At 61.5% G+C, this 16531-nt stretch carries 18 protein-coding genes; 6 read left to right on the top strand and 12 right to left on the bottom strand.

From position 1 onward, the window contains the following. The first annotated feature begins 8 nt into the window (after positions 1-8). From KF745_03405 to KF745_03395, 3 genes are read left to right on the top strand one after another with little or no spacing between them, the layout of a single operon-like run. A complete protein-coding gene (locus KF745_03405; protein MBX3357453.1) occupies positions 9-3188 on the top strand; it encodes an efflux RND transporter permease subunit in 3180 nt (1059 codons plus the stop codon). 14 nt (positions 3189-3202) lie between these two features. Beyond that, positions 3203-3517: a hypothetical protein gene (locus tag KF745_03400; protein MBX3357452.1), complete on the top strand. Its 315-nt coding sequence runs from the start codon at positions 3203-3205 to the stop codon at positions 3515-3517. Between the two features lie 19 nt (positions 3518-3536). Then, positions 3537-4163, top strand: coding sequence for a cation transporter (locus KF745_03395; protein MBX3357451.1), 627 nt, complete (start codon positions 3537-3539; stop codon positions 4161-4163). A gap of 45 nt (positions 4164-4208) precedes the next feature. Here KF745_03395 and KF745_03390 read toward each other — a convergent pair whose 3' ends face one another. The 6 genes from KF745_03390 to KF745_03365 form a co-directional block, all read right to left on the bottom strand. After that, the gene (locus tag KF745_03390; GenBank protein ID MBX3357450.1) at positions 4209-6884 is read right to left on the bottom strand and encodes a S8 family peptidase; all 2676 of its coding nucleotides are present in this window, start codon (positions 6882-6884) and stop codon (positions 4209-4211) included. A 3-nt stretch (positions 6885-6887) separates the two neighbouring features. Continuing rightward, the gene (locus KF745_03385) at positions 6888-7898 is read right to left on the bottom strand and encodes an ATP-binding protein (protein ID MBX3357449.1); all 1011 of its coding nucleotides are present in this window, start codon (positions 7896-7898) and stop codon (positions 6888-6890) included. Then, the gene (locus KF745_03380; GenBank protein MBX3357448.1) at positions 7895-8167 is read right to left on the bottom strand and encodes an HTH domain-containing protein; all 273 of its coding nucleotides are present in this window, start codon (positions 8165-8167) and stop codon (positions 7895-7897) included. The genes KF745_03385 and KF745_03380 overlap by 4 nt, the downstream gene beginning before the upstream one ends. A 199-nt stretch (positions 8168-8366) precedes the next feature. Beyond that, positions 8367-9191 carry a hypothetical protein gene (locus tag KF745_03375; GenBank protein ID MBX3357447.1) on the bottom strand — a complete coding sequence of 275 codons (825 nt, stop codon included), beginning with the start codon at positions 9189-9191 and terminating at the stop codon, positions 8367-8369. Between the two features lie 457 nt (positions 9192-9648). Beyond that, complete coding sequence (locus KF745_03370) at positions 9649-10797, bottom strand: acyltransferase (GenBank protein MBX3357446.1); 1149 nt, start codon at positions 10795-10797, stop codon at positions 9649-9651. Positions 10798-11151: 354 nt separating this feature from the next. Continuing rightward, positions 11152-11316, bottom strand: a complete 165-nt coding sequence (locus KF745_03365; protein MBX3357445.1) for a helix-turn-helix transcriptional regulator — start codon at positions 11314-11316, stop codon at positions 11152-11154. Between the two features lie 155 nt (positions 11317-11471). Between KF745_03365 and KF745_03360 the strand changes: the two genes are divergently transcribed. The 3 genes from KF745_03360 (at position 11472) to KF745_03350 (ending at position 13028) form a co-directional block, all read left to right on the top strand. After that, positions 11472-11627 (top strand): hypothetical protein, encoded by a 156-nt coding sequence (locus KF745_03360; protein ID MBX3357444.1) that lies wholly within the window; start codon positions 11472-11474, stop codon positions 11625-11627. Positions 11628-11638: 11 nt separating this feature from the next. Next, the gene (locus KF745_03355; protein ID MBX3357443.1) at positions 11639-12004 is read left to right on the top strand and encodes a hypothetical protein; all 366 of its coding nucleotides are present in this window, start codon (positions 11639-11641) and stop codon (positions 12002-12004) included. A 379-nt stretch (positions 12005-12383) separates the two neighbouring features. Next, entirely contained in the window at positions 12384-13028 is a 645-nt protein-coding gene (locus KF745_03350) for a replication/maintenance protein RepL (protein ID MBX3357442.1), read from the top strand. Here KF745_03350 and KF745_03345 read toward each other — a convergent pair. From KF745_03345 to KF745_03320, 6 genes are all read right to left on the bottom strand, one after another. Next, entirely contained in the window at positions 13016-13327 is a 312-nt protein-coding gene (locus KF745_03345; protein ID MBX3357441.1) for a hypothetical protein, read from the bottom strand. The genes KF745_03350 and KF745_03345 overlap by 13 nt on opposite strands. Positions 13328-13336: 9 nt before the next feature. Continuing rightward, positions 13337-14017 carry an AAA family ATPase gene (locus KF745_03340; GenBank protein MBX3357440.1) on the bottom strand — a complete coding sequence of 227 codons (681 nt, stop codon included), beginning with the start codon at positions 14015-14017 and terminating at the stop codon, positions 13337-13339. A 594-nt stretch (positions 14018-14611) separates the two neighbouring features. Beyond that, on the bottom strand, positions 14612-14959 hold the full coding sequence (locus KF745_03335) for a hypothetical protein (GenBank protein MBX3357439.1): 348 nt from the start codon (positions 14957-14959) through the stop codon (positions 14612-14614). Then, positions 14946-15689: a site-specific DNA-methyltransferase gene (locus KF745_03330; GenBank protein MBX3357438.1), complete on the bottom strand. Its 744-nt coding sequence runs from the start codon at positions 15687-15689 to the stop codon at positions 14946-14948. The genes KF745_03335 and KF745_03330 overlap by 14 nt, the downstream gene beginning before the upstream one ends. Further along, entirely contained in the window at positions 15686-15901 is a 216-nt protein-coding gene (locus KF745_03325) for a hypothetical protein (GenBank protein MBX3357437.1), read from the bottom strand. Before KF745_03325 ends, KF745_03330 begins: the two co-directional genes overlap by 4 nt. A 62-nt stretch (positions 15902-15963) precedes the next feature. Beyond that, complete coding sequence (locus KF745_03320; GenBank protein MBX3357436.1) at positions 15964-16167, bottom strand: hypothetical protein; 204 nt, start codon at positions 16165-16167, stop codon at positions 15964-15966. Positions 16168-16531 lie beyond the last annotated feature (364 nt).

Below are 16531 nucleotides of genomic sequence, written 5' to 3'. Positions count from 1 at the left end.
GATACACCATGCTGAACTGGATCATCACCTGGTCGCTCAAGAACCGCTTCCTCGTCATCGTGGGATCGCTGTTGTTCGCGGGCCTCGGAGTGCTGGCACTCCGGCAACTCGATATCGACGCCTTCCCCGACACGACGCCGGCGCAGGTGCAAATCAACACCATCGCTCCCTCGCTCTCGCCTGAAGAGGTCGAACGGCAGATCACGTTCCCGGTTGAGCAATCGCTCTCAGGCATCCCACGGCTGGAGAACCTCCGCTCCGTCTCCAAGTTCGGGTTCTCACAGGTGGTCGTCACGTTTGCCGACGGCACCGACATCTACTTCGCTCGTCAGCTTGTGGCGGAGCGGCTCTCGACGGTTGAACTGCCGGAAGGCCTGTCGCGACCGCAGATGGGTCCTATCGCTACCGGCTTGGGGGAAGTGTTTCACTACGTCGTACGGAGCGATCGCCATGACCTGACCGAACTTCGGACACTCCACGATTGGTCGATCAAGCCCGCACTGAGGGCCGTGCCCGGAGTGGCGGAGGTTAACAGTTGGGGCGGCTATGAAAAGGTCTATGAAGTCCAAGTCGATCCCGACCGTCTCGTCAAACACGCGTTTTCGTTTGGCGAAGTGACGGACGCGCTCCGAGCGAACAACGCGAACGTCGGCGGCGGCAACATGGCTCGCGGCGGGGGAACGCTGCTGGTGCATGGTCTTGGCCGCGTGTCGGGCATCGAGCAGATAGCCAACGTCCCGATCGCAGCGCGAGACGGCGTGCCTATCCGGGTCAAGGACGTTGCTGAGGTGACACTCGGGTACGAGATTCGCCGCGGTGCCGTCACAGCGGACGGCAAGGGCGAGGCGGTCCTGGGCCTCGGCTTCATGCTCATGGGCCAGAACAGTCACGAAGTGACCTCGCGGCTCAAGGCCAAGCTCGAGGAACTGCGGCCGTCGCTTCCGGCCGGCGTCACGGTCGAAACGGTCTATGACCGGACCGAGCTTGTCGATGAGGTCATTGGAACGGTGAAAGCCAATCTCTTTGAGGGCGGCCTCTTCGTGATCGCCGTCCTGTTCGTGTTCCTCGGGAACCTTCGAGCCGGGCTCATCGTCGCCGCCGCGATCCCGCTCTCGATGCTCTTCGCGTTCGACTCGATGCTGCGGTTCGGCATCGCCGGCAGTCTGCTGAGCCTCGGCGCCATTGACTTCGGCCTGGTTGTAGACAGTTCCGTCATCATGGTCGAGAACTGCGTACGCCAGCTTTCCCACAACACGACGGGCCGGAGTCGGATTGACGTGATCCGGGATGCGGCAATCGAGGTGCGGAAGCCGACGATGTTCGGCGAACTCATCATCATCATCGTCTTCCTACCGATCCTGACGCTGGAGGGTATCGAAGGGAAAATGTTCCGCCCGATGGCGTTGACGTTCATCTTCGCCCTGGTCGGGTCGCTCGTCCTCTCGCTCACCCTCATGCCAGTGCTTGCGAGCCTCCTTCTCCCTAAGCGGGTCAAAGAGACAGAGCCGCTTGTTGTCCGGCTTGCCCAGCGTCTTTACGCACCGGCGCTCCGGCTGGCGATGCGGGCGCGAGCCGCAGTCGTCATCGGAGCCGTCGCGCTGCTGCTGCTCACGTTGATCGTCGCCCACGGACTCGGCTCCGAGTTTGTGCCGAAGCTTACTGAGGGCTCGATCATCGCGAACGTGGTGCGATTGGCCGGCACCGACCTAGACGAATCTGTGCGGTACAACACGCTCATGGAGCGGGCCATTCTCAAAGCCTTCCCGGACGAAGTGAAGCACGTCTGGAGCCGCATCGGCTCGGCCGAAGTCGCCACAGACCCGATGGGCACCGAACTGACCGACGTATTCATCATGCTGCATCCCAGAGACCGGTGGACCAAGGCATCGACGCAAGGCGAGCTCATTGAGGCCATGAACAAGGAACTCCGGGACCTTCCGGGTCAGCGAATCGCGTTCACTCAGCCCATTGAGATGCGGATGAACGAGATGGGCTCGGGCGTGAGGGCGGATGTGGCGATCAAACTGTTCGGTGACGACTTGGCGGTGCTCACGGAGAAGGGTACCGAGATTGCTGACCTCGTTACGGGCCTTGACGGAGCGGAAGACGTGAGCACCGAGCAATTGACCGGGCAACCGATTCTCCAGGTGCAGATTGATCAGGAAGCCATTGCCCGGTACGGCATCCCGGCGCGGTCGGTGTTGGATCTTGTTGAATCGATCGGCGGCATGGAGCTTGGGGAAGTGACCGAAGGGCAACTCCGCTTTCCGCTCACGGTTCGTCTCCCGGAGCGGCTCCGTCGTGACCCTGCCGCGGTCGGTGCGATCCTCTTGCCGACGCCGCACGGCGAGCGCATCCCGCTTGCCCGGCTCGCCACAATCCGAGAGGTTGAAGGCCCCTCCACGATTACCCGTGAATGGGGACAAAGACGAACCACCGTTCAGGCCAACATCCGCGGGCGCGACGTGGCTTCGTTCGTCGATGAAGCCAAGCGGGTGATTGCCCAGGACATTCGCCTGCCAGAGGGCCGGTACCGGCTGGAATGGGGCGGGCAGTTTGAGAATCTGGAACGTGCCCGCACGCGCCTGCTGGTGGTCGTGCCGGTCGCCCTCTTGCTCATCTTCCTTCTCCTGTACCTGTCCTTCGGGTCCGTGCGGCTGGCGATCCTGGTCTTTACGGCGGTTCCGCTCGCGATGACTGGCGGCGTAGCCGCACTGTGGCTGCGGGGCATGCCGTTCTCGATCTCCGCGGCGGTCGGATTCATCGCACTTTCCGGCGTCGCGGTGCTGAACGGTCTCGTGATGGTGACTTTTATTCGGCAGCTTCGGCAGCAAGGCACGGCGGTCGATGAGGCGGTCATCTCCGGGAGCCTGGTTCGACTTCGCCCGGTGTTGATGACTGCCTTGGTGGCCGCCTTCGGCTTCATTCCGATGGCGATTGCCACGGGCATGGGTGCCGAAGTGCAGCGGCCACTAGCCACGGTGGTCATCGGGGGTGTGGTCAGCAGCACATTCCTGACGCTGTTTGTTCTCCCCGTGCTCTACCGGTGGTTCGAGCCCCGCGTCGTGCCCGACGCATCCGTTGAGGAGGCGGACTCACACCGGCCGCTCGTCCATAACCCAGTCCCTCCGCAGAACGGTTCGACCACAGCGGGTGGTCCTGCGGTTCCTGTTCCCTCAACCCTGTAAAGGAGCATCGTGTCATGAAGTACACCCGATTTGCCTCTCTTCTCGTCCTCCCCTGCCTTCTGGCTCTCTCGTCGTGCGACAAGAAACAGCCGGCCGAGCAGAGCAAGGCCGGTACCACCCAACAGACGGCCGCGGCAGAGCCCGACTGGTGCGGGGAGCACGGCGTGCCAGAGTCGATCTGCACCCGATGCAACAAGAAACTGATTGCGGAGTTCAAGAAAAAGGGCGATTGGTGCAAGGAGCACGATCTGCCCGAATCACAGTGCATCCTGTGCAACCCGGAACTGAAGGAGAAGTTTGAGGCTATGAAACCCAAGGACGGCAAGTGAACACCGCGACGGAGCAAGCATGAGCATCGGCTGCAAGGACTGCTGCGAAACGGGCGACCTGACGCACGCCACGAAGAGCTATCGCCGCGCTTTAGCGTGGGTGGTGGCGCTCAACCTTGGCATGGGCGTCATTGAACTTGCGGGCGGAGTCTTCGGGATGTCCCAAGCCCTCAAGGCGGATGCCCTCGACTTTCTCGGCGATGGTGCGATCACGCTCCTGGGCCTGCTGTCCGTCTCGCACACGCCGCGATGGCGGGCCCGCACAGCCATGCTTCAAGGGGTGTTCCTCGTCCTGCTGTCGCTCGGCGTCCTCGGCGCCGCCGCGTACCGAGCGTTCGAGCAGCGACTCCCCGAAGCCGGCGTCATGACCACACTCGGTCTCATCGGCTTTGTGGTGAACGTCGGGGCGGCACTGCTACTGGTTCCTCATCGCAAGGGTGATGCGAATGTGCGAGCCGTCTGGTTATTCAGCCGCAATGACGCGATCGGGAACCTCGCGGTCGTTCTCGCTTCCGGGCTCGTGTACTGGACGCGGAGTCCGTGGCCGGACATCGTCACCGCCGCGTTGATTGCTGGATTGTTCCTAGCATCGGCTCTCGAAATCCTCAAAGGCGCCAGTCGTGAGCTACGGGAACTGAAGGCATAAGCGTGTTCAGTCTTGGGTACAAAGTTCACGGTACTCGACAGCCCATCACTCCTCCACTTCGACGGTGGCTTCTGTCTCGACTTCCTCGACCTCGGCCCGCAGCTCTTCGATCGCGACGCGGAGCGGGTCATAGATCACGATCTCCTGTCCTTGAATCTCCAACGTCACGGCAAGACAGTAATGCGCCGTGGCATCGGGGTCGTGGTTCCAACCCTCATGTCCGACTACCGCAATACAGAAATGCTCGGGAAGCGTGTTGGATTTGACGACCGCCCAGTCCTTCTGAACCGTGCCGCTGTTGCGGCGCGCACTGCGAACGAGCCCGTCGCTCTCCTTTTCATGAAGCGTCCAGGGCAAAACGCTGCCATCATTCGCCGCGCCATCCAACTCATCGTCCCTCATCACGCGGACGCGGAAGCTGTCGATGGACTCACCGAGCTTGCTGCTCTTCCAGTCCACCCATGTGGACAGGTAACGACGAAGGTTGCGACGCGTGCGGCGCGGTTGGGCCACGTACGACAAGGTCACATCTATCCGCACGTCGAACTCATCGGCTGGGCGGCGAAGCTGCGCGGGAATGGGTATCTGGTAGATGTGGCATTCCCGGGCCCGAATAGCGGTTGTTCCGGCTGTGATAAGTGTGGTTCGATGGTCTGAATTCGTTGACGCCCTGACCTCATCGGGGATGCCGAAGCCAATCCAACGGACGATTTCTCCGGCTTGATCCAAGAGTGCTTGTCGTCGCGCGGCGTTGCGGCGCGTTTCTGGGTTGCGCAGCTCGGAAAGGATGCTCTCGGCCCACTCCGGCCACTGAGCAGACTGGACCACGAGTGCCCGGTAGAGCAGCGCAGGCTCGTCAGGAAGGACCCGCTGTGCTGCAGCCGCCGTGCGGCACACCTTGGGGGCTGCGTAAGACGTGCCAGCATCATCGCGTGCGTACGCCGGGGATGGCGGATGCATCGTTGATCTGACAAGCTCGGGACAAACACCAGGTACGCGGCTTCCGACAATCACGTCGGGCGGATGCGCGTCGGTGCGAACGGCGTCGCCGCCATACTCCACCACCTCGGGCTTGATCACGCCCCAGATCCCAAACCCGCTGCGCGAAAACGCAGAGGGGTGTCCTCTGTGCTCGGCGAACGACTTCCAACCGGCCGCGTCGAATGCGCCGTAGGCAACAGACCCCACGGTAAGTGCTTGAAGGCTCTGCGCAGGATTGGCAACGCGGCAGGAGTCCTCACTCAAATAGCGTGGATACTGACGGTCAGCAGCGAGGTGCTCCTTCGGTCCGATGAACGGGGGGTTGCCAGAGGTCGGAAGGTTGCCGGCGCTCTGAACGATGAGGACATCGTGCTCACTGCTCAGGAGGTCGATCTCCGCAGCCCAGGAAGACATGTACCGTGTGCGGGATGTGCCCGCCGAGTTGATCGACTGGTTAAAAATGCGGGTCCGTCTGCCATCAAGGTGGAAGTGCTCGACCGCCGCACGCGTCGCGGCAGCAGGGAACAGTTCCTCGGGCATGCGGCAGTGCTCGTCAAGCACCCGACCATTTTGCACCCAGACCGGCAACTGCGGTGATCCATCCGGGGGAACCGACTCTCCGTATGCGACAGCACCGGCCACGCGTGTGCCATGACCGCCAGGGGCGACAAAGTCACCGATATCGGTCGGGGCCTTGCCGGGCAAGAAGCACTGCGAACTGGTGGTGTCGATCGCCGGCGCGAGCCAAGCGTGCCCTTCCTGAATACCACTGTCAATCACGCAAACAGTGGGAGCATCCGCAGGCGGCGCGACCGGAGTAACCGCGCGTAAAGGTGCCGCACCGCCAGCGTCTGCGTATTGCGGTAAGGCAATGTCTTCCGGTTCAACGGCTTCGAACACATACGGGTAGTTGAGGATGAGGTCCTTGAAACCAACGCCCCTAATCTTAAGCCGGACCGTGAAACTGTCTGGCATCACAGCGCCGGACAGATCATCCTGCACCATGTTCAAAATGTCGGCGCCGTAGGCTCGAACAAACGTGATGACTTCTGACTGACGCTCCGAGCACAGCGTTTCCCAGGTGTTGTACGCATCAGTCCGTCGCTGAGCCCACTCGCTCTCTTTCCTCGCCCAAGCCGCATCCGAGTCCCGCTTGCCGCGCACCGGCATGTCCGGGATCTCCTTCGTTCCCGTGCACGCGATGCCCACATCCACCACGAACATCTGATTGTCTTGGATCATCGGCCACTGCTGAAGCAACCGTTCGGAGAGCACTCGCTGCAAGCGGTCGGCCTGATTGGGATCGTCGTACAACTTGTGAACGGAAGCAATCGTCGCCGATCCGTGTACCTTCACCGCGAACGCCCTGACCATGTTGGCAAACTCGGTAAGGTCGATGTCCTCGGAGGCGACAAGGACGAACCCTTCCTCCTGTTCCGCGACGATCTCGAAATCAAACTTGTCGCGGAGCACGTCGAGGTCAAGGCCCGGATCAACCTTGACGAGAATCGGCTTCCCTGCTGGCAGGACAGGAAGGTTCTGCTGCTCCCGTAACGTCTGCTGAGCCTTCCAGCTCGCGGAAAGGGTGGTTGCGGATGAGCCGAGCGTGGCACTGTGCGTCGCTCTCGCGGCCCGGTTGGCGACGGTTTGCGGGGATGTACTGCCACCGCCGCGCAGCTTGGCACGCCCCCGATAGCGAAGCAAAAGCGGAAGATGCTCGAATTGGTGGGCTCCTGGCATGGATTACACCTTGGTTTCGCTCGATCTGTGGCGACGTGCTTCTGCGATTGCCTCACGAAGGTGGGACTCTGTGACGGTCTTGCGGCCCTTGAGCACTGCTGCCTTTGCCGCATCACGCGCGGATTTGACCACCATCGCGGCCGATGCACCCGCAAGCGCATCCGTCATAGCCTGCCAAGGCAAGTGTTCGTCCACCGCGACGGCCGCCAGCGTCATTCGGAGCAGGCGAGATATTTCGTCCGGTCCCGGAGGCGGCACCAAGAACACGTCATCGAAGCGGCGGAAAAGCGCTTCGTCCAGTGAGGATTCCACGTTCGTCGTCGCCACGAGCAATCCTGGGGCGTCGTACTCCTCCATCAGTTGGAGAAGGGAATTGACGATTCGGCTTGCCTCGCCAATGTCCTTGCTGCCTGCTCGCGAACGAGCGATGAAGTCACACTCGTCTAAGAGCAACACGCAAGGTCGCTCCTTAGCAGCGACGAAAATGCTGCGGAGATTCCATGCCGACTCCCCGAAGTACGACGAAAGCAGTGCGTCGAACCTGACCTTCATGAGTGGTAGGCCGGTGTTCCAGGCTAGACGCTTGGCACCAAGCGACTTTCCACAACCGGGTAAACCGTGCAAGAGAATCGTTTTCCGCGGTCGAAGCCCGTAGGCACCGAGCCTCTCCCTAGCGGCGTATTCACATTCGATGCGTGCAAAGCGAGCCTCAATCTCGGGTGGAAGCACCATGTCGTGCTCTAGTTCGTCGCGAGGGATCAGCGTGGCGAGTTGCTCGCCGTTACGCTTGCTCTGTGGTAGTTCACGGAGCGATCCAGCCTTGTCCGCTGCGTGGTGCCCATTTCCCGTCGAACGCCGCTTGGATTCACCGAGAATCGATTCGAGTTGATCAGCCAAGCGTGTGTGGCCAGTCTTGCGTTCCGTCTCCACAACCTTCTGTGCAAGGCGATCCAGATCAGGCTGAGAACCTTCTGCGATGGCACGAACGAGTCTCTTGAGGATTTCTGCGTTCATGCTGTCACCGCCTTTCGACCTCTGGAGTGGGTGGTTCCGCGTCGATTGCCAGCACCTCGCTCGTCCAACACGAATCGCCAGCCATCACCCCGCCGTTCGGCACGAATGTCGTGGCCTCGCTCTCGGAGAGCAGTCACGTCGCGTGACACTGTGGGTACCGACACCCCGAGCTTTTCAGCGATGACGGGTGTGGAGTAGCGACCGGACCGGATGAGGTCCAACACAGATTGCAGTCGTTGCTCGATTCCGAGAGATCTCGCGTACAGCACGGCAAGGCTCCTTGGGGGCATCCTCCGTCTCTATCGGCACATGATAGACTTGTCAAGGAGGATTTGCAGTCCTGCTCGTTGGGGTAGATGGTGAGGATTGCAGCGGGAAAGGGGGCGCGTCTCTCGCTCCATCAACGCGGTGGGTTTCACGCCTGAATGGAAAGAAACCCCGGCGGTTTCCCGCCGGGGTGCCGATGAGTCAGGCTGCAATCGCCTGCTCGTTGGGGCACTGGATGGCGGTGATGATGTCCGCGGCGACGTGCTGGATTCGATCCAGAGATGCGGCGAGCGTCTCGCTCTTGCCGTCATAGAGCTGAATGTAGTCGCTCGCGGCGGTACCGGTCTCAAGTCCGATCGCCTGGCATACGACGAACGCGACGGCCTCGGCCTCGGTTTCGCGGACGGTCTTGCTGCCGGGACGCTGATCGCCACGGTGCAGAAGCTCGTGGGCGAGTTCATGGACGATGACTGAGAACTCGTTGGCCGGCTCCAAGCCGGGGCGGATGCTGATCCGTCCGCCGCGCGAAACGCCGTCGGCTCCTCGCGGAAGGTCGTCACTATCAAGCTTGATGCCTCGCTCCGCGATCTGTGCTTTGAGCGCGGCGAGGTAATACTGCGGATCGCCGCTGACTCGTGCCGGCTCCGGGAGCGGCTGGCCGTCGGTCTGGCTCACGTCAAAGACGTATACGCCGCGGAATCGGAGGATGGGCTTTGCTCGGTCGGACTGCTCCTGATCTTCAGGCTTGTCCTCTTTCGGACGTATGCTCATCGGGGCGATGATGACGATGCCCTTCTCGCCCTTCTTGACGAAGCGGCCCATCTGCTTCCATGTGCTGAACCCGGCGACGTGGGTCGCCGCGGGCATCTGCGAGAGGATGAGGAGGACGTTGCCGAAGCTGTAGCGGTGAAACTTGGCGAGCATCGCGAGGTACTGTGTGAGTCGCTCGCTCTTGCCGCTCTTGAGGGCATCGGTGAGGTTCTGCAAGGCTTGGTCGGCGATCTTCTTGGCTTCTTCGGCTTTCATGTCTTTGCTCCTTTGCGGGTCCCGCGACGTGCGGCCCCTTCGCACAGACAGGGGCCACTCGCGGGTGCAATGGAGCGAGCGGAGCGGAGACGGCAGCAGGTTGGAGGGCCAGCGAAGCTGCACAAACGAATGACAGACCTTCCCGCCAGCCCTCAAGGTGGCGGCGCCGTCTTCGGCGGGTCTGGCGTGAGGTGTGCAAGGCCCGGAGACCGGAAGCGCAGCGGTGACGGCGGGAGCGAAGCGATTGAAAGCCGATAGGCCTAGGAGCCGGCTGCCGCAGTGAACCCGAGCCATGCAGCGGCACTCTCGGGGCGAGGACTCGTGATGGCGGCTTGTGCCGCTTCGCAACATCCCTCATCACACACGAGGTGCGCCCAGTTCACTGGAAGCTACGGGCCAGTCAAGGGCGAGAGCTTCGCCTCACTCGATGCGGACGAAGTGAGACGGCCGATGGCGCTCATGCAGGGAGCAGTGTCGGCACCGGACTTGCAGGCCGCGGATCAAGTCGTCTTCGGAGCCAACGACGGCACGGAACTTCGATCACGCGGTAGCTCACCCACGCGATGGCTGTGGTGGCAAGCACATAGACAATGACGCGTGACGCCGACGCGACGAGCAGCGCGACCGTTGGCTCATCAGCGATCGGTGGAGAGGCGAGCGACTGGTAAAGGCGGAACACCCAGAACTGGAGGATGTAGACGGAGTAGCTGATCTCGCCCGCGCTCTGCATCCAGCGCGTGCTGCACCATGCCGCGAGTCTGCCCGGATATCGCCCAGACGCGTACAGCAGGTACGCCAGGAAGGGTGCATAGCCGAAGTTCTTGGCAAGGAAGGCTACAAAAGGCGCGGCCGACCACCAGCCCGCGGCGTTGCCGATCGTCAGCAGACCCACAACAAGGCAGCAGAACAGGCTCAGGGCGCGGGCACGTCCCCATTGCTCGCTTGTGACAGGCTCATACCTCTTTGCCATGAAGACCTTGGCGGCACAAGCACCGGCGATGAACTCACCGATCCGGACATAGGGTGAGAAGTACTGAAACCAGCCCCAGACGTTGGGGCTTGATGATCGCCCGGCCACTGGCTGCATCAGTTGTGTCAGCCACGCCTCATTCAGAAATGCGAGAGTCAGCAGCGCGAAGATGCCAGCGCACGTGATGACCGCGTGGACCGACGGACTACCGCGCGAGGTTGTGCGACCAGACAGCATCCAGAGCGCGAAACAGGCATAGAAGAAGCACTCCGTGCTGATCGACCAACCGGGAGGGAACGTCAGCATCTGCATGTTCCACCAACTCTGGGTGAGTGTCAGGAAGCTGACCTGCTCCAGGAAGCTGCCGCTCAGGAGGGCGCTTCGATTGTGCACCTCGCCCATCACGAAGAGGAAGTACAGCGGATACAGCCGGGCAAAGCGTGCGACGAAGAACGACCAAGATGCCCGATGCCATGGGTTCGTGCTGAATAGGTCCTGGTACGTGTAGGTGATTACGAAGCCGCTCAGTACAAAGAACAGAGACATGCCCAGGTAGGCAAGGCACTCGACATAGGGATGGGCGATTGACACCCCGCCGTAGACGAACGCCGTGTCAGCGCTGTGGGAGAGCAGCACCAAGTACGCTGCGATAGCCCGAGCCCCTGTCAGGTAGGGCAGGTGTTCACGGGATTGGTTCACAGGCCAAACGGCGGGATGTGAGCATGGTCAATCATGCAGCTTGGTATGGCACGCGGTAGAGAGAAGTGCAAGAGCAAACCATCGAGCCTCGGAAAGACCCAGCTGCACGTCCGCACGATTGGCTCGACGAAGCTCGCCGCATAACACGGCTGTCGGCATTACGGTGCCACAGCATCCGACCCTATCCCGATGTCACCCCACGCTGAGTTTGACGGAATACGACCGCACTACCGGATTGACGGCGTGGGCATCGAGCGCGTGAGATTCCCTGACGACGGCAGTGCCGGCCGACTACTGCTCCGCCTCGACACGGGCGATCAGAACAGACGGGCGAACTTTGAGGACCTTGCAGAGTTTGAAGAGCATGTGGACGGTCGGCGATTTGGCGTTTTGTTCCAGCAGGCTGACGTAGTTGCGCGAAATCCCCGCCTTGGCCGCAAGGGTCTCCTGCGTCAATTTCGCCCGGACTCGCTCTGTACGCAGTTCATCGCCTAGCACCGCCTGAAGGCTAAAGGTCGCCCTCGGGGCAGTCTGCCAACTATAGTTGGAATATGGCCCAGGTTCAATCCCGCTTGGAGCGGGCGCTACTGGAGCCAAAGGAGGCAGACGGCATGTCAACCAAGCCCGCTCAACCAGATGGCCTCGGAAGGAAGATCCTCATCGGCATCGGGGTCAGTGTCCTCATCATCGCCGCGAGTCGGTTCCTGTCCAAGTGCGCTCGCGAGTATGCGATTCAACGCGAATCCAAGGTCAATCCCCAAAGGTGAAAGGAGCAGTGATGCTTGCAAAGGTCAAGACGTGGAGCAAGGACGCGATGTACGTCGTCGGCATCGCCGCGGTTGTCCTCATCGTCGGGTCTCTCGTTCTTCCTGGTGCCTTGCGAGCCATTGATCGGCATCGCTTTGCTGGTCTCTGGCATGTGGACGGCACGATGGAGAACTGGCGATTCGGAAGTGACGGCACGTTTCTCAACGAGTCGCTGATGTCCATTGAAGGCACCTACTCGCTCTTACCCGGCGGTCGCATCGATATTTCCACCAGGGGCCTTGGGTCCATCCGGTACGTCTACAGCTTCGATGGGGTCGGTCTGATACTGACTCGGGAAGGAGAACAATCCGGCTATCGCCTTGTCCGCAAGGATTGAAGCTATGCCGAATGATCCTTGAATGCCTGAGGGCATAACCGAAAACTCGAAGCCACAGCGACTCATTCGTCGCGCTCGACGTGCGTGCTACGCCTCGCCTTCTCCTCTCGGTTGAAGTGCTGGGCGGTGTCTTGAGGAGCCCTGCTCCCGCCGTCGTCGCTAGCGTGCCGTGTGGCGCGCTCCGACGGCGGTCACTCGATTCGATCCTTTTAGTATAAGAAAGAGGATGGGCGCAACCCATTGAACTCGCTGAATCCGGACCGTCACGATGTGTCGGACAACCGTCAGAGTGCGTCGGGCGACCGACAGAAACCGCTTGCGCCTTTGTCGGTTGCCTGTCAAAGTGCTGTCTGTCGAGTGACAAAATCGGAGGCACAAAATGACGGAAGCGCGACAGATTGCGGCTTTGCCCGCGAACCAGGTCAGTACCAAACGTGGATTCCCTGTGTACCGGACAAACCCGAGCGTGCCAGCGGCGACCGGTATCACAACGCGAACAAAGCGGTTCCAAGTTCCTGGCGGCAAGGCATCGGTGATCGTGGACAACAGCAGCGGCGAGATCAAGGGGATCGGCGGCATGGGCTTCTGGTGGGAAGAGGAGGTGGACAGCAGCCGGTTCGTGAAGCTCTTTCTCGACGGGATCAAGCAGGCCGCCGACCTCTCCAAAACGGGCATGCAGGTGTTCGAACTCGTGTATCACGAGATGCGGGCGAATCCCGGCTCTGACGAGATCAAGCTCAACCAGTATCTGGCCAAGGATCACGGGATCAGCGACCGGACTTACCAGCGCGGGGTCCGCGAGCTTCTCGAAAAACAGTTCCTATTCCGAAGCCCGAGCGACGGCGTGTTTTTCGTCAACATCCGCTTCATGTTTAACGGCGATCGTCTGGCGTTCGTAAGGACCTACCACCTCAAAGGTGCGAGCCGGCAGCAGGAGCTTCAACTTGGGGATACGCCATCGCTCCTCTCGCCTCCTCTCGCGGAAGCCGATCGAGGCAGCGACGATAGCGATCAGGGAAGATAACCGTTCGAGCGGAGCCACGGCTCGATGGCCTGCTCCAGGATGTCCTGGAGCGTGTTGGGTTCGATGCCTTTCAACTGGCGTTCCAACGAAGCCCGTTTCAAAGCTGCCGCGTAGTCGGTGCGGATGCGCGTGCTGATGGATACGCGGCTCACCGCTGGCGGGGAAGCATCGGAAACTGGTGGCTGTGTGCGCCCGACCTCGGCGGGAGGCTTCCCGTTGTGTATGAACTCCCGGGCGATGGCCGGATCTACAGCCGGCGTTGCCTTGAGTCCTTCGGTAAGTGAACGTCGATCGGCCATGCCCCTTCCCTACGTTGCGGTGTTCTGTCGGCGTAGACCTGACGGTTTCGCCGCTTTTGCGATAGCTTCCGGGACGAGCTCGTGGAAGAGCCTGTCAACCTCATCGGCGGCCTCGCGGGCTCGGGAGCCCATGTTCCACACGACCGCCGCCTGGCCCGGCGCGTCGGCGTAAATCTGCCGGAGTGTCATGAAGGTCGGTGAAATTGGAAGCGCGAGCAGCGCCGCGGCCTCCCGCATGTCCTGTGTCAGCCGGTAGTGCCGCCCCACCATGCTCAGCACGATCTTGGCCTTGGGCATTCCCATTCGGATTTTCTGCGCCTGGCGGAGCACCTTGGTTGCCGCGTCAAGAGCGCGTATCTCCAGCATCGACGCCTTGCACGGCACGATGGCCGAATCAGCGACCAGGAGCAGGGCTCGGCTCGTCTCGGCGAGGCTACCTGGGCCATCGGCCACGACGTAGTCAGTGTCTTGGGCGAGCATGGGGAGTTCGTTGATGATCTCGTCCGGGTCGCGGAGGCACAGGGCCTTGACCTGCGGCGCCGCCTCGCGAGCCCATTGCGAGGATGACTGCTGGGTATCGCAGTCGGCGAGCGTGACGCGGTGGCCCTGCTTGTGGAGCCACGCGGCGAGGTGAACGGCGAGGGTCGATTTCCCGACTCCTCCTTTCGAGTTCGCGACGGCGATGATCATGCTTGACTGCTAGCACGATTTCATGCTGGCTGGCAAGCAGTATTTCTTGTGGGCACGCCAGCAAGCCTTCAAGCTGGCATGCTGTCTTTCCAGCTTGCTGGCCTGCAAGCTGTCATGCACGCATTCAGGCTGTCCGTCATGCCAGCAATCATGACGGACAGCAAGCTGGATGGCTGGCAAGCTGTCATGCAGGCTTTCACGGTGAAACTTGGCCTAAGCAGAGCTTAGGGGAGACGTCTGCTGGCACTTTCTGTCTCGGCGTAGTTGTGCGCACACAAACTGCTGTGGAGTCAAAGCAGGGTTACAGGCTCGGAAGAATCTGCCGTATAAGGCCGTCGCCGTCGGGTTCTCGCATGAGCCGGAACCCGATGCGAAAGGCCGGGCATCCGGTCAGCGATACATCTGCCGGCAAGGTTCTTGGCCGGTGGGAAGCTCTTTGGTGCATCAGCACGGGACGTGACAGGCGATGCCACGACTGGCGCGGAGCGTGCGCCGGTGAACATCAGGCGACTTCCGGAATGCGTGCCCGGATGTTCTGAACCTGGAGCAAGTAAAGAGGGCACACCTCAGCGTGCCGTTTCAGGCACACATCGGTTAGAAGAGTGTCGGCTGAGCCAAACGTGCTTCAATCTGGCGGCGCATTTCGTTCAGTTCGCGCTGCACGCTTTCTGGGTCGGAAGGAAACGGTTTGTGCCATGCTCTGAGCAGGTGCTCCAGCGCGGCCGTGCGGGCGGCCTCAAGGGTCGCATAGCCAAGACTCTGTGCAAAGATCGGAAAGCCGCACCCGCCGTACGAGTAGTGCATGTCGAGGCCATAGCGAAACAGCTTGTCGTCGCAGAGCGCGACGGTGATGGCGGCATAAGCACGGGCTCCCGATGTGGCGACGATCTCTCGGTGTCCGGCCTCAACATCGTGGTGGTTGTCTTGGTCAGTGTTCCGCATGGCTCCGCTCCTTCCATGCTGCCTCGATGCGCTTGCAGGCATACTCGAAATACACCGGATCGCGCTCGATTCCGACGAAGCGCTTTCCCGCAAGGATCGTCGCGACGCCGGTGGTCCCGCTGCCCATGAACGGGTCGAGAATGGCGTCGGACCGGACCTGGTCGCAGAAGTAGCGAATCTGCGGCAGTGCCTTTGGGCATGGCACGGGATTGCCCCGCACGTTCAGGTCCAGATATGCCGGGCCGAGTTCCTGCATGTGCCAGTTCCGCGGCAGGTGCTCGCGGATGACGTTGCTTTCCGACCAGAAGATCACCGGGTCCCAGCTCAGGCAGGCGGGCGACCCGTAGCGGGAGTAGGCCTTGCACGCGGCGATGACACGGAATCCTTTGGGAAAGTACCGGGGCCAGAGAGGGAGGGTGAGAAGGCTCTGCCACACGAGACACGGCCCGCCACGGGCAAGGCGCGTGAGTTCCGGCACGAGTCGGGTCATGAGGCCGTCATAGTCGCGCGGGCTGTCGTCGCAGGTTCGGTAGCGAAATCCGATCCCGTACGGCGGGTCTGTAATGACGGCGCCGACGGGTTCCAGCATGGGAAGCACGTCAAAGCAGTCGGCGCGGTAGAGCGTGGCATCACCGATGACGCGCTTCGTAATACCCGTGGGAAGCGATGGTGTCCGAGACGCTCGAACCGTCGATCGGGCAGCATAGAACGGATTGACGGAGTGGATCATGATGCCCTCCGTTCGTCCCAGAGTTCCGCGACGTAATGGTCGTAGGCCATACGGTCGAGGTCGCCATAGCACTTGTTGTGACGATCGCACCAATGGCGCGCGTCGGCGAGCAGGTCGATGAGGCGGTAGTGATTCGAATCGTCGGTGTCGTACAGTTGAAGCAGACGGCCGAAACGCTTGGCGCGGTCGTTGTTGGTTGGTTCGTGGGTCATGTCGATCTCCTTTCGATGAATGGACGGGCGAGCCTTGCGGCCCGCCCGCCCGCGGTTGTAAATCAGTCCTTCTTCTCGGTGGCAACGCGGAGCGTGATGCGGCCGTCGAGTGGCACAACTTCGAGCTGGACGTTGAAGCCCTTGCCGTCGGCGTGCTGCCATGCGGCCCCGATACGGGTCCAGAAGCCCTTGCGTCCTTCCCGGTCGCGCACCTGGTAGGCGATGTGCGTGGGAGCCTTGGAGGCGGTGTTGTTCGTGTCAGTCATGTGAGTCTCCTTTTCTTGTTTCCGGCCGCGCCCATCGCGGCCTGATGGCACGCGGAGAACAGCCGGGCAAGACGGGGCGAAGCGCACCGGTCACAGCGGAAAATGGGAGGGACCCGGTCTGCAACGCAGTGAAGATTGGGAGGAACCGCTTTTCTGCTTGACTGGCCCGGCGACGGCTGTAGCAGTGCCGTGAATCAGGCCGTGAGTGGGTGCAGGAAACACGAAGGAAAGGGGCGAGCCGGGACACGTACCGCCCAACGCCCAATGCCGTTACATCGACTGCGGAGAGCACTCCGTGGCGCAGGGCGTTGACCCTGGAGCACGCGAAACGGCAATGGACCCGTCGCACTGTTCTGCCGCGACA

The sequence above is a fragment of the Phycisphaeraceae bacterium genome (genome assembly GCA_019636655.1).
Lineage (GTDB): Bacteria > Planctomycetota > Phycisphaerae > Phycisphaerales > UBA1924 > JAHBXB01.
This window is presented reverse-complemented; position numbering and strand designations above follow the sequence as displayed.